Annotated in this window: 17 protein-coding genes; 11 read left to right on the top strand and 6 right to left on the bottom strand. The window is 61.4% G+C overall.

All coding sequences use genetic code 11. The features are described from left to right. On the bottom strand, positions 1-590 hold a 590-nt coding region (locus AAF563_07930; GenBank protein MEM7121186.1), incomplete at its 3' end, for a hypothetical protein. 112 nt (positions 591-702) lie between these two features. After that, positions 703-1,068 (bottom strand): c-type cytochrome, encoded by a 366-nt coding sequence (locus AAF563_07925; protein MEM7121185.1) that lies wholly within the window; start codon positions 1,066-1,068, stop codon positions 703-705. 273 nt (positions 1,069-1,341) lie between these two features. On the opposite strand from AAF563_07925, the gene AAF563_07920 reads away from it, so the two are divergent. Then, positions 1,342-1,539, top strand: a complete 198-nt coding sequence (locus AAF563_07920; protein MEM7121184.1) for a hypothetical protein — start codon at positions 1,342-1,344, stop codon at positions 1,537-1,539. 39 nt (positions 1,540-1,578) lie between these two features. Here AAF563_07920 and AAF563_07915 read toward each other — a convergent pair whose 3' ends face one another. Then, complete coding sequence (locus tag AAF563_07915) at positions 1,579-3,933, bottom strand: mechanosensitive ion channel family protein (GenBank protein MEM7121183.1); 2,355 nt, start codon at positions 3,931-3,933, stop codon at positions 1,579-1,581. 91 nt (positions 3,934-4,024) lie between these two features. On the opposite strand from AAF563_07915, the gene AAF563_07910 reads away from it, so the two are divergent. Next, positions 4,025-4,228 (top strand): hypothetical protein, encoded by a 204-nt coding sequence (locus AAF563_07910; GenBank protein ID MEM7121182.1) that lies wholly within the window; start codon positions 4,025-4,027, stop codon positions 4,226-4,228. A 13-nt stretch (positions 4,229-4,241) separates the two neighbouring features. Here AAF563_07910 and msrA read toward each other — a convergent pair whose 3' ends face one another. Both msrA and AAF563_07900 read right to left on the bottom strand, forming a co-directional pair. Continuing rightward, positions 4,242-4,883 (bottom strand): peptide-methionine (S)-S-oxide reductase MsrA, encoded by a 642-nt coding sequence (gene msrA, locus AAF563_07905; protein MEM7121181.1) that lies wholly within the window; start codon positions 4,881-4,883, stop codon positions 4,242-4,244. 114 nt (positions 4,884-4,997) lie between these two features. Then, complete coding sequence (locus tag AAF563_07900; protein ID MEM7121180.1) at positions 4,998-6,512, bottom strand: hypothetical protein; 1,515 nt, start codon at positions 6,510-6,512, stop codon at positions 4,998-5,000. Between the two features lie 158 nt (positions 6,513-6,670). Here AAF563_07900 and AAF563_07895 point away from each other — a divergent pair, with 158 nt between their 5' ends. Beyond that, entirely contained in the window at positions 6,671-7,549 is an 879-nt protein-coding gene (locus tag AAF563_07895) for a LysR family transcriptional regulator (protein ID MEM7121179.1), read from the top strand. On the opposite strand, the gene AAF563_07890 is transcribed toward AAF563_07895, so the two are convergent. Further along, entirely contained in the window at positions 7,546-8,493 is a 948-nt protein-coding gene (locus AAF563_07890) for a LysR family transcriptional regulator (GenBank protein ID MEM7121178.1), read from the bottom strand. The two genes, AAF563_07895 and AAF563_07890, sit on opposite strands and share 4 nt — an antisense overlap. A gap of 85 nt (positions 8,494-8,578) precedes the next feature. Between AAF563_07890 and AAF563_07885 the strand changes: the two genes are divergently transcribed. From AAF563_07885 to AAF563_07850, 8 genes are all read left to right on the top strand, one after another. Beyond that, positions 8,579-9,472: an arginine deiminase family protein gene (locus AAF563_07885; protein ID MEM7121177.1), complete on the top strand. Its 894-nt coding sequence runs from the start codon at positions 8,579-8,581 to the stop codon at positions 9,470-9,472. A 16-nt stretch (positions 9,473-9,488) separates the two neighbouring features. After that, complete coding sequence (locus tag AAF563_07880; protein ID MEM7121176.1) at positions 9,489-10,739, top strand: Zn-dependent hydrolase; 1,251 nt, start codon at positions 9,489-9,491, stop codon at positions 10,737-10,739. Positions 10,740-11,283: 544 nt separating this feature from the next. Beyond that, positions 11,284-12,264, top strand: a complete 981-nt coding sequence (gene gcvA, locus AAF563_07875) for a transcriptional regulator GcvA (protein MEM7121175.1) — start codon at positions 11,284-11,286, stop codon at positions 12,262-12,264. A 34-nt stretch (positions 12,265-12,298) separates the two neighbouring features. After that, positions 12,299-12,655, top strand: coding sequence for a hypothetical protein (locus tag AAF563_07870; GenBank protein ID MEM7121174.1), 357 nt, complete (start codon positions 12,299-12,301; stop codon positions 12,653-12,655). A 7-nt stretch (positions 12,656-12,662) separates the two neighbouring features. Continuing rightward, positions 12,663-14,033, top strand: a complete 1,371-nt coding sequence (locus AAF563_07865) for a DHA2 family efflux MFS transporter permease subunit (GenBank protein ID MEM7121173.1) — start codon at positions 12,663-12,665, stop codon at positions 14,031-14,033. Further along, positions 14,030-14,455, top strand: a complete 426-nt coding sequence (locus AAF563_07860) for a nuclear transport factor 2 family protein (GenBank protein MEM7121172.1) — start codon at positions 14,030-14,032, stop codon at positions 14,453-14,455. The genes AAF563_07865 and AAF563_07860 overlap by 4 nt, the downstream gene beginning before the upstream one ends. Before the next feature lie 35 nt (positions 14,456-14,490). Then, positions 14,491-15,831, top strand: coding sequence for an MFS transporter (locus tag AAF563_07855; protein MEM7121171.1), 1,341 nt, complete (start codon positions 14,491-14,493; stop codon positions 15,829-15,831). 712 nt (positions 15,832-16,543) lie between these two features. Continuing rightward, positions 16,544-18,139: an MFS transporter gene (locus tag AAF563_07850; GenBank protein MEM7121170.1), complete on the top strand. Its 1,596-nt coding sequence runs from the start codon at positions 16,544-16,546 to the stop codon at positions 18,137-18,139. Positions 18,140-18,152: the final 13 nt, after the last annotated feature.

Genomic DNA, 18,152 nt, shown 5'->3' with positions numbered 1-18,152 from the left:
CCGGTGTAGCCATCGCCGCTGCCGCTGCCGTAGCCCGGCTGGTCCTGGTAGGCGCCGGAGTCGTTGTCCGTGACGCCGGTGTAACCGTCGTCGCTGCCGCCGGAGCCGTAGCCCGGCTGATCCTGATAGGCGCCGGAATCGTTGTCGGTGATGCCGGTATAGCCGTCGCCGCTGCCGCCGGAGCCGTAGCCCGGCTGGTCCTGATAGGCGCCGGAATCGTTATCCGTGACGCCGGTGTAACCGTCATCGCTGCCGCCGGAGCCGTAACCCGGCTGATCCTGGTAGGCGCCGGAATCGTTGTCGGTGATGCCGGTATAGCCGTCGCCGCTGCCGCCGGAGCCGTAGCCCGGCTGATCCTGATAGGCGCCGGAATCGTTGTCCGTGATGCCGGTGTAGTCTTGCGCCTGCGCCGGCGACGACGTCATCACCTTGCCGAGCGAACCGCCCAGAGCCAATGCCAGACCAGCGCCGACCCGCGACAACAGACCACGACGATCACTGAGCAAAACGCCACGCAAGCCCTCACGCTTCGGCGTGGCAGACGTTGAGTCAACCACGTCCCGCTTCCGGTCGCCCGATGTTCTGCGCATGATCAACCCCCTGGGATGGCCGCGTGCGGTCCCTCAGCACCGTCGATAAGGTAGCCCGGTGGCAGACAGGTCGCAAATTGCCTGTGCAAATCTGATGTGTCGTCGATACCCACTACCGCGTCCATGACCGCGGGAACGGTTGCTGGGCATTGCCTGTCCGCAATTCGGCGAAGTAGGCGAGAATGTTGTTCATCTCGTAGTCGCCGAACAGGAAGCGGGGCATGCTGGGATGGCGATCAAAGTAAAATGCGCGCACTAGAATCTGACGATTGGTCACGATTTCGGCCAGATCCTGCTGCGACGGTGTCGAGCCACCAGTTAACAGTCCGGTCTCGTCGGAACCGTGACATCGGGCACAATTTTCTTCGACGAGTTTGTGACCGGCCGTGGCATCACCGCCAGCAATCGAGTTCCATCCGTCGGCAAACGCGCGATCATCGATAGCCAACAAGCCCAGCATCGCCAGGCAAACCGCCATGACAGCGGCGATGCGAGAAGAAGGGCTGAAGATGAACCGCCGGCATCGATGAAAAGCACTGTGGTCGAATGCGTGGGCCATGACGTCAGCGTTCAATTGATGGGGCTAATCTCAGACCACCAGATGACGCCATTAGCGGCCTAAACACAAGGACCTGATCACAGCTGAAGTGACGACTGTCATATTCACGGAAAAGTCGTTGTGTTGCCCTAATCACGTCACCGTGCGCTCCTATATCTATGAACACGGTGAGACATCATCCGGGGATTGGGAATGCCATTGTTGACAGACAGTCAGCGTCTCATGCTGTGCGGCGAACCGACCATCGACCAGCTTCTGGCCGATCCGATCATTCAACAGGTGATGCGGCGCGATGGGATCGACGAGACGGTCGTGATGACCTTCGTCAACGACGCCCGCGCACGCCTTGGCTGCGACACCGAGCCAACGAAGTCGCCTCGGGCCGCCTAGTCCAGCCCCTCGCCTGGCCCGCCCACCAAACCGCAGCGTCTACGATCGCGACGTTTCGGCAGCGACGGCGGCCGCCGCCACGTCCGCATCGGCTGCTTGGCCGTGCGTATCGACCATGACGCGCTTGGGCGCGAACTTGATGTCGTTTGCGGCGAAGGCTTCCTGAACCCGGCGGAACACTTCACGGCGCAACACGAACTGCTCGCCCGGCTTGGCCATGAACTTGATCCGAATCACGAACGCACCGTCATCGTCCATGCGGTGAACCCCCTGCGACTTCACCGGCTGTAACAGGTGCGCGCCGAGTTCCGGATCGTCCATGATCTGCTGGCCGACCTTCTTGACGACCTTGCGCAGCTTCTCGAGATCGGTGTCGGAGGGCACCCGCATCTCCAGCTTCATCATCACCCAGTCGCGGCTGAAGTTCATGACAGAGTGGATTTCGCCGAACGGTATGGTGTTGATGGCGCCGCGATGATGGCGCAGCCGGAACGAACGGATCGATATCTTCTCGACCATACCCTTGGCGACACCGACATCGATGTACTCGCCGACGCGGAACGCATCGTCGGCCAGGAAAAACGCGCCAGAAAGAATATCGCGCACCAGTGTCTGCGCGCCGAAGCCGATGGCCAGACCAACGACGCCGGCGCCGGCGATCAACGGGCCGATGCTGACGCCGAGCGACGACAGAATGACGAGCGTGACGATGACGCCCAGGGTTACCAGGGCGAATTTGCGCAACAGCGGCAGGAGCGTCTGGATCCGAGACTGACCGGCGCCGCCGATCTCGCCTTCGACCATCTGCTGCACGTCGATGCCGTCGTCCGGCGCGTAGTGCTTTATCGTCGCCTTCACCATGCCCCAGATGGCCGAGGCCAGGATCAACGTGACAACAATGTCGAAAAAGGCGCCGGCGATACGTTGGCCGAGGCCGGCGACCAGGAACGATTCAAGGTCAAGACCCCACAGGTCGGCCAAAAAGATGATCGCCATGATGGCGAGCACAATCCGCATGTTGCGGATCAACACCGGTTCGATTGCCCGCCCGGCCGTGTCCGCGGCGGGCTGTTGCACGCGTGGCTCGATTGTCTCAACGGTCATACCGTCCGGCGCCTCGGCGTCAGACATGCCAGGCGCCTCAGCAATGTCGACGTCGTCCGGCATCCCCGGCTCAGGTTTCTTGGCGCCCTCGCAAAGGCGCCTGATACCGGCGCGTAGCAGCCAGTCGATCATCGGCACGATCGGCAGCAGAGCCAGACTAATGACGGCGGGCACGCCCTGTGGCTGGCCGGTCAACAACCGCTCGACCATGGTGAAAAGCCACAGCCCGAGGATGTAGCACGTCGCCAAAACGTGCCAGTTGGACGCCAGGAACGCTCGCGCCTGGCTCGGTTCGGCCTCCTCCACACCATCATCGGACAGCATGAATCCGCGCACGGTGCGTCGGTCGATCCACACCAAGACAACGACCCAGCCCAGCACAGCAAGTGTCAAGACGGCCGCTGTCGCGTGCGCCAAGCCCGGATCACTGTTGATGCCATAGCTGACCAGAAGTGTGCCGAAGTACCAGACGGCAACGATGACGCCCGCGATCCAAATCAGACGGCGGTAAGCCCACGTCGCGATGGTGTCGCTCAGCGCTATGGCACGGATTGCCGGCTGGTCCGGGCAGAAGAAATCGCGCGCGACGGCCTTGATGGCCCGCACGACGATGACGGCCCAGAACACAGCCGCCATCGCCTCGCGGGTCGGCTCGTGGTTCTGATAGAAAATGAAGAAGACAATGACGGCGACGATGCCAAAAACCGCAATCGCCACAAGATCGATGACGGCGCGAAGCAGGAAGACGCATAAACGCTGCACAACCGTCTCGACCTCGCCGGCATGCGCGAACTGGCTCAGCCGGGTGAACAGCCGGCGAAACAGCCACTCACCGATCGCACCGGCGACCAGGATGATGGCGAGGAAGACGAGGACCTTCCAAACATGCGACGCCCCTTTGCCGGCGGTCATGTGGTCGATCGTGAAACCGAAGATTGTCGGAACGCGCGGCAGGGCCTCGACCATGGCGACAGAACCGTCACGAAGGCGGCCCAGGCCCCTCTCGAAACTGTCGACCGCGTTGGCATCGATCGATGCGGCCGCCTCGTCATCCGCTACCTTGTCGAGTTGCTGGATCAGAAGTTCACGTACCTGATCGTCAGACAGCCGCGACATGAGATCGCGCACGTCATCGCGCGTCAGGTGTTCAGGCAGATTGCTGATCTCTTCGTCACTGACGCCGTCATCTGACGTTTGCGCCAACAACAAAGAAGGCGTGCCGACACCCAAAACCGCAACCAGAAGAAGCAGCGCGCCCACGCGCCGCCAGAATTCATTGAAACTAGACATGACCCCTTCGCCCCGATGCGCTTAATGCCGCATGTCCCCCTTACGGCGCCCAGAGATCACTCTAGCGCGCAACTGTCCATCTGCCCATCCGATGGCGACATTGAACCGCGTGGGCGAAGTTCAAGACATTCGAAGGAACATCGGTCATAAGATCCAATGGAACGATTTCACTCGGCCGGGGGCTACGATGCGGCAGTTCTTCATCGGCATAGCGGTTGGCGCGGCGATCGCCACCATCGTCTACTCGACGGCTACGGATCGAATCGTCGCGGCGATCCATAACTTTTGTATCTGAGGGTGTGGTCAGACTATTCGGCGGCGTCTGCTGCCTGCTTCCGCGTTTCCTGTACCGCCACGCCCGTCGGTTCCAATGTGTTCGGTCCATCGGGGTTCTTGGCGAGATATTGCTGCTCATGATCAGCGGCATGGTAGAACGGCGCCATCGCACGGATCTCAGTGGTGATGGCCGCGCCATGACCGGCTTCAATCAGATCCCGTTGATAACTGTCACGTGACGACTCGGCGATCGCTTGCTCACCGGCATTGTTGGTGAAAATGACGGAGTGATACTGGCGTCCGGTCTCGATGCCCTGGCGATCGCCCTGGGTGGGATCATGGGCCTGCCAGAAGACCGCCAACAGTTCCTGAAACGAGATTTGTGCGGGATCATAGATGACCTGCACCGCCTCGACGTGGCCCGTCTTGCCGTCAACAACTTCGTCATAGGTCGGGTTTGCGGTCGACCCGCCTGCATAGCCTGCTGCCGTCGTGTAGATACCCGGCAGATCCCAGAACGCGCGCTCGCCGCCCCAGTAACACCCTAGCGCCAGCACCGTCCGGTGAAGATGCTCGGGAAACGGTGGCATCATGGCATTGCCGGTCACGTGGTGGCGGTCTGAAATCGGCTCCGGCGTGTCACGGCCAATCGGGGCATCGTCTGGGCGCACCACAGCGTTCGTCTCCTCCGTCCGACATGGCGGTGACGAACTCTATGCGGCGCATGTCTACGTGGTCAAACGCGCTGTGTCCGGCCTGGAGAATCGTGATGCGTTGGCGCCCGCCGTTCAGGCAGCCAGCTTCAACTCCGCGGCGATCCGCGGGTAGAACTGATGTGGTTTTGTCGGCGCATTGACCGCCGCCTGTTTGACGGCGGCGACCGCATGGACCCAGCGCAACGGCTCACGGCAGGCATGATATTGTTCGTAAGCCGCCTGCTGCAGTTTGTAGCCGTGCATCTCGCTGGCATCCTCACGGCACACCAGGCGCGATGTCAGACGGAACAGCGCGTCGGCATCGTGTCCTGCTTTGATGTAACTCTCCGCCAACCGCACGACGTGGCGGACCTCATCAGGTGCCACCAGTTCGTTGATCCCGACCTCCAGCTTGGTCACGTCGAAGCCGTCTATGGACAGGATGCCTTCCTCGATCTCACCCAACAGAGCCTCTTCAGACTTTGTACTGAGTTCGCCGGCATCGCTCTGCCAGGACCAGGACAGCGTGTGATCGAGGTAGCGGACCTCATAAGTCCATGGCCAGCCGAGCAGCGCGAGCACCTTGTGGCGGAAACTGATTTCCGGGAAGCCCAGCAGATAACGCCGGATCGACGTTCCCGTGTGGATGTGGACATCAAACGGGTTGTTGGTGTGGGAGCGCAAGAAGACGCGCGCACCGCCAATCGACATCGCTTCCAGCGTGCCCTCCAGCGACAAACCGCGACCCATGGCGCGCGCGATCGTCTCCGGCAGCGACTGGATTTCATCGACAACACCGATCTCGTCGGCAAGCGCAGCGATAGCGTCGGTCTCGCCGGGTCCTGTCTTCAAATCGAGACGATCCTCGGTCAGTTCATAGCTGTCGATCATCGCTTCGAGTTCGGGGAAGCGGTGATAGAGCGCGATGCCTTCATCGATCGAATCTTGCGTGAACTCGCCGAACGCCGAGAACGAGTGGTGGCGCGCCAGATAGCGCACAGCCGGGCGCAGCAGGATCGGACCATACTGCCAGCCGATCGCGTCGAGCGCGCGGCAGGCGTAGCTCGAATAAAGGAAGTAATGGTCGTCCAGCGTGTTCCGCTTCAGCGATTGCGTCAGCATACTCTCGATGATCTGGCCCGGCGCCGCCTTTTCGCAGGCCAGTGTCACCGCCCGCTCAGCCAGACGTGGTTCGTGATCGAACAACGCCTTCTCAAGACGCGCCAGAACACGATCGGCATCGACATCCCAGTTGAGGTCGTCAAAGGCGACCATGGCGGTCGGCCCCATGGATGGCAGGTGAACATGTTTGTTCGCCAATGCAACGCACTGCAGGACCGGCAGCAGGCGGTCGTCGCCTTCGAGCCGCTCGTGCATGCCGCACACTGCGTGAATGCCGGCGATCGGATGGACCGGGCCGCCGTGGTGATCGGCCGGCAGTTCGCTGGAGCGCGAGACCGCAAGCGCGGCCGCCGTGACGAAGGCCCGTGGGTCTTCGCCCGCCGTCAGGCGCGCGACAGTCCGTTCGACGATCTCGCTACGCGGCGTGTCCTCGATGAACCGGACCCGCTCTTCAACATCATCATCAAACGAAACCAAACGGACCATTTCTGTCTCCTCGCCAGGCTAGCGGGTGGCAATCGGGCATCCCTATGACCATGCAGTCTAGTCAAACCGGAGGCTGATGTTGATTGCTATTTTGACAAGCAATTGATATCGAATTCGATATGGTTCGGAATCGCCCATGGATCCCGTCGACAAGCGCCTTGCTGGCTTTTGAGTGCGCCGCGCGACACTGCAACTTCAGCCGCGCGGCTGAGGAACTCAACACCTCCCAATCGGCGATAAGCCGGCATATTGCCGGCCTCGAAGCGCGATTGAACGCGCGTCTGTTCGATCGCCACAAAAAGCGCCTGCGGTTGACGGCCGAGGGCGAACAGTTCCATCGCGCGGTGGTTGCGAGCCTGGAGAGCCTTCAGTCGGCCGCGGCCGCCATCGCGCATGCGGCGGGCGGCGGTCAGCTTACCCTGGCCTGTACCCACGAAGTCTCCCACCTCTTTGTGCTGCCCCGTTTTGAGGCCTTGCAGGCCGCCGTGGGCGAGGCAACGACCGTGCGTGTCATGACCTTCGACTACGACACCTTAGAGGCCATGCGCGATCCCCAGGTCGACCTGATCTTCGGCTACCAAGCGACCGGTGTCGAGCCAGGCGACTACATCATCGCGTCGCGCGAGGTCGTGACGCCTGTCTGCTCTCCCGGTTTTGCCGAAGCCCACGGGGACACGCTCGACGCCGGTCCAGCCGCGTGGGGCGATCTGCCACTGCTTGACCTCACAAAAATCAATCGCGGTTGGTCAACCTGGGATGAGTGGTTCGAACGATATGACGCCCCGCGAACGCCGCCGCGCTATACCGGATTTGAGAACTACGTCTATTTGTTGGAGGCAGCCGCCGCTGGACGGGGCTTGGCATTGGGTTGGCTTGGCATGGTCGACCGTTACATCGACGCCGGCACTCTTGTGCCGGTGGTCGATGAACCCGTTGCCTTCAATCGTCCATTCTACGCGCTTCTGACCCGCCGCGGACGTGACCGCCCGGTGGCGCGTCAGTGCCTGGCGTTTTTCGATGAGACGGCAGCCGTCTAGTCGCGCGACACGCTCCCCTTCAGCGCATCGACGAACGTTCTGGCGACAAGGGACAGGGCGGCAGACCGGCGCGTAACAATCTCGATGGTCGTGTTCATGCGAAAACGCGATGGCATGACACTGCGCATCAAACCGTCGTCGACCCACTGTGATGCGAACGATACTGGCAGGTAGCCAACATAGAGCCCGGTCAGGATCATCGAGGCAACGCCCTCGACCTGATGCGCCGTCGCCGTCGAACGAAACGACGCCGTCAAGGGCGAGATCTTCTCTTCGGCGAGATAACCGCGTCGCACGTAATCGATGGCGTCATGGTCCCTGGACCGCAGAGTTTTGGCCGCCTTATCGAAGAGAGGATGATCTCGCCCACAGTACAGTTCCAGTGGATCGTCATAGAGCGCGTCGTGGGCCAGACCGGGTCGATGATGATGAAAGACACCCACGCCCAGCGCGACACGGCCGTCCAGGACAGCCAGCTCGATCTCATCAGGCGCCAGCACGTGAATGTTGATGTGCAGATCAGGCCCGCGCGACTTGATGTCGCGCAACGCCGTGGTCAGCGGTGAACGGCTGTCGCTCACCCAGTTATCGATGACGGCCACGGAGAGTTCGCCGACCAGTTGGCCGCTTATGGCACCGACCTCGGTGCGAAACGCCTCGAGCGCGCCGAACATCTTCTGACAGGCGCCGTGCACCATGCGCCCCTCCTCGGTCAGCCGAAAGCCGACCCTGCCGCGTTGGCACAAGCGCATGCCAAGACGCGCCTCCAGATCAGCCATGTGTCGGCTGATTGTTGACTGGCCGACATTCAGAGCAACCTGAGCGGCCGAAAACCCGCCGGCCTCGACCACCGTCATGAAGACCGACAACAAATGCAGATCGGTCCTGGCGAGCCTGGCAAGCACGAGGCCGGACGTCGCGTCGTCACGTGTAGATTTACTCATGTAAGCTTACTTTCATTGATATTTTCTCTACCTTTATGCCGCGCTATGCAAGCGGTTATGAGGCGCACAACGAGGGGAGAAGACGGTGACTGAAGAGACCGTGTCGAACGGCGGCTGGGGCATCGACAACGACTACGGCCCCTTACGGGACGTGCTGTTGGGCAAACCGGAGTTCTATCGCTGGGTCGAAGCGGGGCCGTTGATCGGCCGGACACTTGCCAACGCACACAAGACAGGCGTCTCGTTCGATCGTCAGCGCGCCATGGGACAACACGCGGAGATGGTGCGCATCTACGAGGACGCGGGCGTCCGCTGCCACTATCTGGAGGCTGACGAGACGCTGCACCGCAACTTCTTTGCCCGCGACTCCAGCGCCATGACACCGTGGGGCGCGATCATCTGCCACATGCAGCTCAAATGCCGTCGCGCCGACTATGTCAGCGTCATCAGGTTCTATCTGGAGAACGACATTCCGATATGGAACTTCGTGACCGCCGGGCATTTCGAGGGCGGCGACTTCGTCATCCTGGAACCGGGCACCGCTCTCATCGGCTATTGCGGCGAGCGTTCTGAACAGGCGGGCTCCGAACAGGTTGCCGGCTGGGTTCGCGACAAGGGCTGGGATGTCGAGGTCGCGCCGATCTCGCGTGAGTTCGTGCACATGGATGGTTTGGTCGTACCGCTCGGGCCGAAACTTCTGGTCGCTTGTCTCGACGCCTTGGAGGGATGGGTCGTCGATTGGCTGAAGGCGCGCGACTTTGATTTTGTCGACGTCGACTATGCGGAGGCGAAGAACCTCGGTGTCAACCTGGTGGCGCTCGGCAACGGCAAGGTGTTGTCGATGAAAGGCGCGAGCAAACTCAACAACCGCATGCGCGAACTGGGCTTTGAAGTGTTCGAGCCCGACATGTCGATGTTCACGCTGGGCGGTGGTGGCGTGCACTGCCTGTCGCAGGCGCTGCGCCGCGATCCCGTCTAGAGCAGCAGGCAGCACCATGACACCTGTTCGCATCCGTGGCGATCGCCTTTGGGACAGCTTGATGCAGATGGCGGCAATTGGCGCCCTGCCCGGCGGCGGATGCTGCAGATTGGCGCTAACCGATGCCGACGGAGCCGGACGCGATCTGTTCGTTGCCTGGTGCGAGGACGCCGGTTGCACGGTCACCATCGACAACATGGGCAACATTTTCGCCCGCCGTCCCGGACGCCGTGACGATCTGCCGCCGATCGCAACCGGCAGCCACCTCGATACCCAGCCTCACGGCGGCAAGTTTGACGGTGTCTATGGCGTGCTCGCGGGGCTTGAGGTTGTGCGCACGCTCAACGACAACAGTATCGAGACAGACCTGCCGATTGAGATCGTTGTGTGGACCAACGAAGAGGGCTCGCGTTTTGCCCCCGCGATGGTCTCGTCAGGCGTTTTTGCCGGCATCTTCGATATCGAACATGCGTGGTCGCGAGAAGATGGCGAGGGCAAGAGACTGGGCGACGAGCTCCAGCGTATCGGGTATGCCGGCGACGAGCCCTGCGGCCAGCACCCGCTCGGCGCGCTCTTTGAGGTTCATATCGAACAGGGTCCGATCCTGGAGCGCGAAGACCAGACAATCGGTATCGTCGTCGGTGGCCAGGGCCAGCGGTGGTTCGATGTTCGCGTTGTCGGGCAAGACGCCCACTCCGGTTCGACGCCGATGGAGGGCCGACGTGATGCGCTCGCCGCGACGGCGCCGATGATCGCCGCCGTCGAAGAACTGGCGCATGCCAATCAGCCCGACGCCGTCGCGACAGTCGGATCGTTGGCGGTCGCACCCAACTCGCGCAACACCATACCCGGCCAGATCGACTTCACCATCGACGTGCGCCATCCCGATGATGACGTCCTGAAGGCGATGGGTGAAGCATTGCGGCACGACCTCACCACCATCGCCGGCGAACGTGGCGTTGGCGTCAAGATCGATGAGATCTGGCACAATCCACCGGTGGTGTTCGATGCTTCATGTATCGACGCGGTGCGAGGCGCGACAGTGAACTTGGGTTTCGGTCACCGCGACATGGTGTCGGGCGCCGGCCACGATGCTTGCATGGTCGCGCGCAAGGTGCCGACATCGATGATCTTTGTGCCGTGCGCGGGCGGCCTCAGCCACAACGAAGCGGAAAGCGCGACACCGGAGGACCTCGCCGCCGGTTGCGACGTGCTTCTCCAGGCAATGATGACGATGGCCACTGGACCAGGCCACAACGCCGCCTGAGGAGGCGAAACTGTCCGACGTCGACCCGTTTGCGTGGCGCATCTATGAGAACAAGCTCTACATGAACTATGACCCGCAGGTCCGCCGTTAGTGGGCTAACGAAGTTAACGAGAACATCGCTAAGGCCGACACCTTGTGGCCGGCGCCCTTAAGCACAAGCGAGTGAGAGGCACGTCGGATCAAACAACTCTGCTCTAGGCGCACCGCCCGGCTTCGCATGTTCCCGTTCGCGCCGGACGAGGCACAAGCGTGATTTCATCGATGTGGCCTCGCACGCCGCGACGCTGATCCTCAACGATACGGCTGACGGAGAACCTATTCGGTCGGCCCCAGGCGAACGCCTCGGTCTGCGCTGTCTCCGTATGATCGCGTCTCGTCTTTCTCGACAGTAAATCGATCGCCTCTGAAATCGCCCACAGTCCAAGCTGGTTCATTGGATGTCTCGCCTTTATGCGAATGTGTCTGGTGCCAATGTGAGAAACGTCCGAAATGTCCGCAAACGGCTTTGTTCGACAGGGCATGTAAGAAAAAGTTATGCTAGGTCATGTCTCGCAACCTCCCTTCCCTGAACGCCCTTCGGGCCTTTGAAGCAGCGGCGCGGCATCAAAGCCTGACCCGTGCGGCCACCGAGCTTTTTGTCACCCATGCGGCTATCAGCCGGCATGTTCGTCTGCTGGAAGAGTGGCTGGAGGTGGAGCTTTTTGTGCGTCACCCACAAGGCGTGACACTGACCGACGCGGGCGAGCGCTACTTGCGACGCCTTACGCCGATCTTCGACGCTCTGGTCGCCGCGACGCGCGAGTTGCGCGCGGACGACATCGTGTCGACGCTCACCATCAGTGTCGAAGTTCCCTTCGCGACCCGATGGTTGATTCCACGTCTCGGGCAACTGCGTGCGGTTTGCCCCCATGTGGAACTGAACATCAATCCTTCCGACAAGCTAATCAGCTTTCGAGACAACGAAGCGCAATTCGGCATTCGATTTGGCACCGGCGAGTGGCCTGATGTCACAGCTGTTCGACTGACAAACGTGGAGATCTTCCCTGTGTGCAGCCCGGCATTGATCGAGGGCCGCGAGCTGGGCGGCGACTTGTCGGCGCTGCAAGACTTTACCTTGATCCATGAGGCCAAGAAGCGTTACTGGCAGCGGTGGCTCGAACTCGTCGGCGTTGACGCGGTCGACACGCAGAAGGGCCCCATCCTCTCCAACATTCATTTTGCACTTCAGGCCGCGGAAGCAGGTGAAGGTTTTGCGCTTGGCGATAACGTGCTGACCCACGACGCCCTTGCCCGTGGCACGCTGGTGCGACCATTCGCCAAGACTGTCGCGATTCGACGAGGCTACTTCCTCGTTCATCCCAGTCATGGCCAGCCCGTCGAGGGAGCGCAATCCTTCATCGAGTGGCTGAGGGCCGAACTGCAGGCACAAGAGAGTGCGTGGCAAGGCAGCAAAGGCACTGAAACCACCGTGCCGTTGGGAGACGCGGACCCCAAAGCGCCTTTACTCAGCACTGAACATCCTTAAGTTGGATACTCGGCTCAACGTGCTGGGGGGCAACATGGCCGATCGCTTCGAACATCTCGAAACCTATCTGAGCGCCTGGGACGAGCCAGAAAGGTTGTTCGCAGCGCTGGCGGAGAACTTTGAGCTCCACGATCCCGACGAAGCCGAGGTCATCACCAAGACCACCATGGGCGAGTGGATGCACCGCTGGGTCGAGCGGGTTAAGGCGGCCGGGGGGACGGGCGCAGTTGAAAACAGCGACGAAGCCAGGGTTGACCGGTGTGGCGAACTGATTCTCTGGACGTGGTGGCGGTTCGCCGGCACGGACGTCGAGGGCTGTGCGTTGATCAAGGTTGGTGACGACGGCGTGCGATCACAAAAGGTCGCGATCCACAAAGCGCCGCCCGCCTGACAACGTCATGACGACCACCGACCTCGAGCGACACCGCTGGTGGATCCTGCTCGCCGTCGGCGGCGTGTTGGGGCTAACGGTGCTCGACGAGACGGTGGTCGGCGTCGCGCTGCCGTCGATCCGCGACGACCTCGCCATGAGCCAGGTCGCCTCTCACTGGGTGGTCAACGCCTATCTGCTGGTGTTCGCTAGCCTGATTGTCGGCGCCGGCCGTCTGTCCGACATCGTCGGCATCCGCACGCTCTTTCTTATCGGCGCCGCCATCTTTGGCCTGGGCTCGTTCGCCTGCGGCTTCGCGACATCGGGCACGTGGATCCTCGCCGCGCGCGCCGTGCAAGGCATTGGCGCGGCGATTATCTTTCCGCTCGCGCTCGCGATTATCAGCGCGGTGTTTCCCGCCGAAGAGCGCGGCAAGGCGCTCGGTTTCGTCTCCTTGGTCGCAACCTTCTTCATCGCGGCCGGACCCTTCGTCGGCGGCTTGTTGACGGAGGTGCTGTCGTGGCGCTGGATCTTCTGGATCAACCTGCCGTTCGTCGCCGCCATCGGTTCGATCATCGCCGTGGTATGGCGGGAAGCGAAGCGCGAGGCCAAGCCTCCGCGCTTTGACACCATCGGACTTGTCGTGCTCATCGCCGGCATGGCGACACTTGTCGGAGGCGTCATGCAGGGGCCGGACTGGGGTTGGAGCGACATTAGGGTCCTCATCATGCTCGCGGCCGGCATCCTCATCCTGATCGCCTTTGTCGCTGTCGAGCGCCGCGTCGCCGATCCCCTGGTCAACATGGAATTGTTTCGCAACAAGACGTTTTCCGGCTCTGCCGTGGTGATTTTCACCGGCCAGTTCGTCAAGCTCTCGGTCTTCGTCTTCGGCTCGCTCTACCTCCAGGACGTCCTGGACATGAGCCCGCTGGGCGCCGGTGCCGTGCTGCTGGCCGCCGTGGCGCTCGGACCGCCATCGGCGCCGCTCGCCGGCATTATCGCCGATCGCTACGGCACCCGACGCCCGACGCTGTGGGGCTTGGCACTCTCAGGCCTCGCCTTCGTCTGGTTCGCTCTAGTCGCGGACGGCGTCTCCTATCTCTACCTTCTGCCGCCGCTCATTATCTTGAGCGGGACCGGCGTCTTCTTCTTCACACCGCCTTTGCGCGCGGTGATGAACGCGGTCACGGCGGAACAGCGCGGTCTGGCCGGCGGCGTCGCGCGCGGCATCCAGCAGGTGGGCGGTACTGCCGGCATGGCAATTTGCGGTACGCTGCTCGCCATGACCGGGAGCTTCCCCCTGATCTTCGCTATCACCGCCGCGATGATCTTCCTTGCCTTCGTCGCCGCCTGGTTCACCATCGAATGCGACCAGAACGGAAAAGGAGGCATTCCGTGACAGCCGAAGACGAAGTTCGCGAAGCGTCCCGCCAGTTCTATGCGGCCCTCAACAGCCTGTTCAACGGCGATAGTGGCCCGATGGCCGCCGTCTGGGACCACGGGCCGACCGTGACGAGCTTACGCCCGTTCGGCGGGCGCGAGGTCGGCTGGCAGGCCGTGCGCGACGCCTTCGCGATGATCGCGGCACGCGCGACCGGCGGCGACAACACGATCCACGATCAGATAATCGAGGTCGGCGGTGACATGGCGTATGAGGTCGGCGTCGAACGCGGCCACCTCGAACTCGCCGGCCAACGGGTGCCGGTCGAGTATCGCGTGACGAACGTTTACCGCCGCCGGGACGACGGCTGGAAGATGGTGCATCACCACACCGATACATCGCCTGCGTTGATCGAGACACTGCGCGGTTTGACCTCCTGAACGATGTCCTCGGACCCGCCAGTTCCGCCGCCACGATGAGCGACGCGCGCCTTGCCGCCAACAAGGTGGTGTTTGTCGCGCTGATCGGCCTCTCGGCCGGGCTCACCGCGTTCGACGAGACCTCGCTGGGCGTCGTCCTGCCGACGCTGCGCGAGGACTTTCAGACCACGCCGGCCGCCACCCACTGGGTGGTCAACGCCTACCTGGTGGTCATGGCCAGTCTGGTCGCCGCCTGCGGCAGGCTGGCCGACATTGTGCCGCCCGAGCGTCTGTGGCGCCTTGGCATCGTGATCTTCCTGGTCACCTCGGTGGCCGCGGGTTTCGCACCCACCATCGGCTGGCTGATCGCCATCCGGGCCGTGCAGGGCATCGGCTCGGCGCTTATCTTCACCCTCTCCGTCGTCCTGATCGGAAGGGTGTTCGCCGATAACGAGCGCGGGCGCGCGTTCGGTATCTTCTCTTCGCTGGTGACGGTGCTCATTCTGATCGGCCCGATCGCCGGCGGCCTGCTGACCGAATATCTCTCGTGGCGCTGGGTCTTCTGGATCACCGTGCCCATTGCGCTGCTCTGCCTCGTGGGTTTGCGTTTGCCGCAAGGCACGGCGCCCTATGCGCGCAAGCCACTTCGGCTCGACCCGGCCGGCACGCTCACCCTGACACTCTCCGTGGCGGCGTTGTCGATCGCGCTGATGCAGGGGCCGTCATGGGGATGGCTTTCGCCCACCATCATCTGTCTCATTGCCGTCGCGGTCGTGGCGGGTGTTTGTTTTGTCGTTGTCGAACTGAAATCGCGCGCGCCGCTGATCGACCTCACACTCTTCCGCGACAAGGCGGCGGCAGTCTCCCTAATGACGCTCGCGATGGCGCAGTACCGGCGCGTCGGCACCTCGATTTACCTCGCGCTTTTCTTACGCGACGGCCTGGGCTTCTCACCGCTCTATGCCGGCCTCGCGCTATTGCCCGCCGTCGCCCTGCTGCCGTTGTCAACGGTGCTTGTCGGACGCTACGCGGACCGGTTCGGCGCGCGTCGCGTCATGCTCTCTGGCATCGCGGCGATCGGCATCTCGACCGCCTGGCTGGCGCTCGGCGCGGATATCCCAAGCTATTGGGTCATGCTCCCCGCGCTGCTCGTCATCAGTTGCTTCGCGCCGGCCATGTTCGGACCGTCGCGCAAGGCCATGCTGCACACCCTGCCCGCCGAGCAACACGCCCAGGCCGGCGGCGTCAGCGTGACCGCGCAAATGCTCGGCAGCACGCTCGCGATCAGCATCGGTAGCGTCCTGCTCTCCATGACCGGCCTCACCTGGCCGATCTTCGCACTCATGGCGATCATCCTGGCAGCGCTGTGCTTCACGGCCTATCGGTGGCTGGATTGAGGCCCGCCGCAAGGCATGGCGACGATCCGGACGGCCTATCCCTCGAGCACGGCTTCGTGCCGTCAGGTCACGCACCTCAACAAGGAGCTATACAGTTTGGCTCTGTTGCTGACCGGTGATGGTGCAGCGCGCACATGCAAGGGACTGCCCAGTAGTCGGAACCAGTCCAGCAGGTGCATACCATGTACCCGCAGGAGGTGTTCTTCCAATGGGGTCCCCAAAGGTCAGACATCGCGCAAATGAGTGCGAGATCTTGGTAGCGATCGCTGACGCCCAAGCGTGAACCGTCGATGCGACCTGACAAGACATTTTGATCTACGAGAGTACTTTTGAATGCCGCATCACCGCCAGCAACGACGAAATCCGCTGTTTTGGGAACACTTCCGATCAAATCACCCCACACCATTTCTGATGCCTGATCTCGCCGTTCCTGATCAAAATCAGATGCATCAACCTCTCCAAGATCCAATGCTGCGCGAGGTTGCATTAGTCGCAAATCAATTGAACTATCGAAAGTGAAGTGGTCCCGGAGATCCGGACATGTTGGTAAGGTGAACCCCATTGATTTGGATGGATACGAGGATGGCGAAATCCAAAGCTTCCAAGAGCGTTGGAATCCTCCTTACTCCACAATCAGGATCATAAACAGAAAACTGCAGCTCAAAACGGTCCCGTTTTGGGGAGGCAGGTAAAACGGAGTCGAACCAAACAGATGTCTTCTGCAAAGAATCCTGAAACATCGGAAACGAGCGGCGTTCGCGTGGTTCTGACCATGACCGCGATCTGCATGATGGTAGTGGGGTTCAATACGACGGCCGTCACAACGATTATGCCAAATCTAAAGGCAGATTTTGATCTGACTCCGACCGAGCTCCAATGGGTCCTGGCTATCTATACCGTGACTGGCGCCACACTGGTTTCGATCCTGAGCCGCCTTGGTGACATCACGGGCAAGATGGACGTCTTCTTGTTTGGCATGGCTGTCTTTGTCCTTGGTTCAGCAATAGTCCTGTTCTCGCAAGATGCAACATTGCTGCTTGCAGGGCGCTGTGTGCAGGGTGTTGGGGCGGCCGCCCTCTTGGGAACTTCCCTTGTCGTTTTGAATGCCGCAACCCCGGAAGAGCAGCGTGCGGCAGTAATGGGCTTTTGGGGAGCCGTGGTCGGGCTCGCCATAAGTATTGGTCCGATTGTGGGTGGTGCGTTTGCGAACTATTTGAGCTGGCGTGGCGTCTTTGCGACCGACATTGTCCTTCTGTCCATCGCCTTTGTCATTGGACTGCGTGTCAGAAGGCAGAAATACGTTCCTGACACGCGCACGGCAGGGGCAAAGTTTGATTATGCAAGCGCATTGGCTCTGATACTGCTTCTGGGTCCTCTTTCTTTTTCTCTCAGCAACAGCAAGAGTCTTGGCTGGGGTAGTTGGATGACCTTGCTGCCGTTGGTCGTATCTGCGGTTGCCCTTGTTGCGCTGGTGGTCACGTCTCGCCGAAACAAAAGCCCGCTTGTCGAACTGCGTTACTTCGGTCAACCGCGTTATCTGATGTCGGCATTGGGCATGTTCCTGGCCGGGTTCAGCCTGTTTTGTTTCTTCGTGTTCTTCAACGTCTTCATTCAATCACCAGATGCCGCCGGCTACTCGGCAATTGAAGCCGGTCTTGCCGTTTTGCCGCTAAGCGTCAGCATGTTTATCGTCTCGCTCGCTGCGCCCCGCTTTCTCGCGCCCTACAGTTTTCAATGGCCTTTGGGTTTTGGCATGGCGGCAATGACCATTGGCTTTCTGCTGCTGGCCCTAACATCCAATTCGACAAGCTTCGCTGACCTATGGTGGAAACTGGTCATTGTCGGGGTTGGCGCCGGAATGTGTTACTCGCTGCTTCCACGACTCGGGCTTCGGCTTTTGCCAGAGGAACACGTTGGTGAGGGTTCGGGTGTTATCAACACCTTCTTTTACTTCGGCGGGACTCTCGGCGCCGTCCTCGGCGGCCTAGCATCGGCCATTGCGATACGTACCGGTCTGTCGGGTGTTGTTGCCGCCCTACCAGATGGGTCCACCCAACACGAGCACCTGGCAAACGCTTTGACGCATGGCACACCAAGCCAGATACAAGAACTGATTGCAGGACTGACCCCGGAAGCTGGAACCGCCCTGTCAACAGCACTGCGGGACCTGCAGGACAATGCCTTCGACAGCACGATGCTGGTCGCCGCTGCCGGCGCGATTGCCGGAACGTTGCTTGCTCTGTGGTTGCTGCGTGGTCCGGTACCGCCCGTGCATAGCGCGGCCGAGCTGACCCAACCGAGACGTTAGCAATGAGTTGCCA

This window comes from Pseudomonadota bacterium, from assembly GCA_039028155.1.
GTDB lineage: Bacteria > Pseudomonadota > Alphaproteobacteria > SP197 > SP197 > JANQGO01.
Note: the sequence above shows the minus strand (reverse complement) of the source record. Positions and strands in the feature narration are given on the sequence as shown.

Excerpts from the sequence above, each read along its gene's own strand:
- AAF563_07880 (MEM7121176.1), top strand. The coding sequence starts at position 9,489 with ATGACACCTGTTCGCATCCGTGGCGATCGCCTTTGGGACAGCTTGATG.
- AAF563_07915 (MEM7121183.1), bottom strand. The coding sequence starts at position 3,933 with ATGTCTAGTTTCAATGAATTCTGGCGGCGCGTGGGCGCGCTGCTTCTT.
- AAF563_07910 (MEM7121182.1), top strand. The coding sequence starts at position 4,025 with ATGGCGACATTGAACCGCGTGGGCGAAGTTCAAGACATTCGAAGGAAC.
- AAF563_07855 (MEM7121171.1), top strand. The coding sequence starts at position 14,491 with ATGAGCGACGCGCGCCTTGCCGCCAACAAGGTGGTGTTTGTCGCGCTG.
- AAF563_07870 (MEM7121174.1), top strand. The coding sequence starts at position 12,299 with ATGGCCGATCGCTTCGAACATCTCGAAACCTATCTGAGCGCCTGGGAC.
- AAF563_07850 (MEM7121170.1), top strand. The coding sequence starts at position 16,544 with ATGTCTTCTGCAAAGAATCCTGAAACATCGGAAACGAGCGGCGTTCGC.
- AAF563_07890 (MEM7121178.1), bottom strand. The coding sequence starts at position 8,493 with ATGAGTAAATCTACACGTGACGACGCGACGTCCGGCCTCGTGCTTGCC.
- AAF563_07925 (MEM7121185.1), bottom strand. The coding sequence starts at position 1,068 with ATGGCGGTTTGCCTGGCGATGCTGGGCTTGTTGGCTATCGATGATCGC.
- gcvA (MEM7121175.1), top strand. The coding sequence starts at position 11,284 with ATGTCTCGCAACCTCCCTTCCCTGAACGCCCTTCGGGCCTTTGAAGCA.
- AAF563_07865 (MEM7121173.1), top strand. The coding sequence starts at position 12,663 with ATGACGACCACCGACCTCGAGCGACACCGCTGGTGGATCCTGCTCGCC.
- AAF563_07900 (MEM7121180.1), bottom strand. The coding sequence starts at position 6,512 with ATGGTCCGTTTGGTTTCGTTTGATGATGATGTTGAAGAGCGGGTCCGG.
- AAF563_07920 (MEM7121184.1), top strand. The coding sequence starts at position 1,342 with ATGCCATTGTTGACAGACAGTCAGCGTCTCATGCTGTGCGGCGAACCG.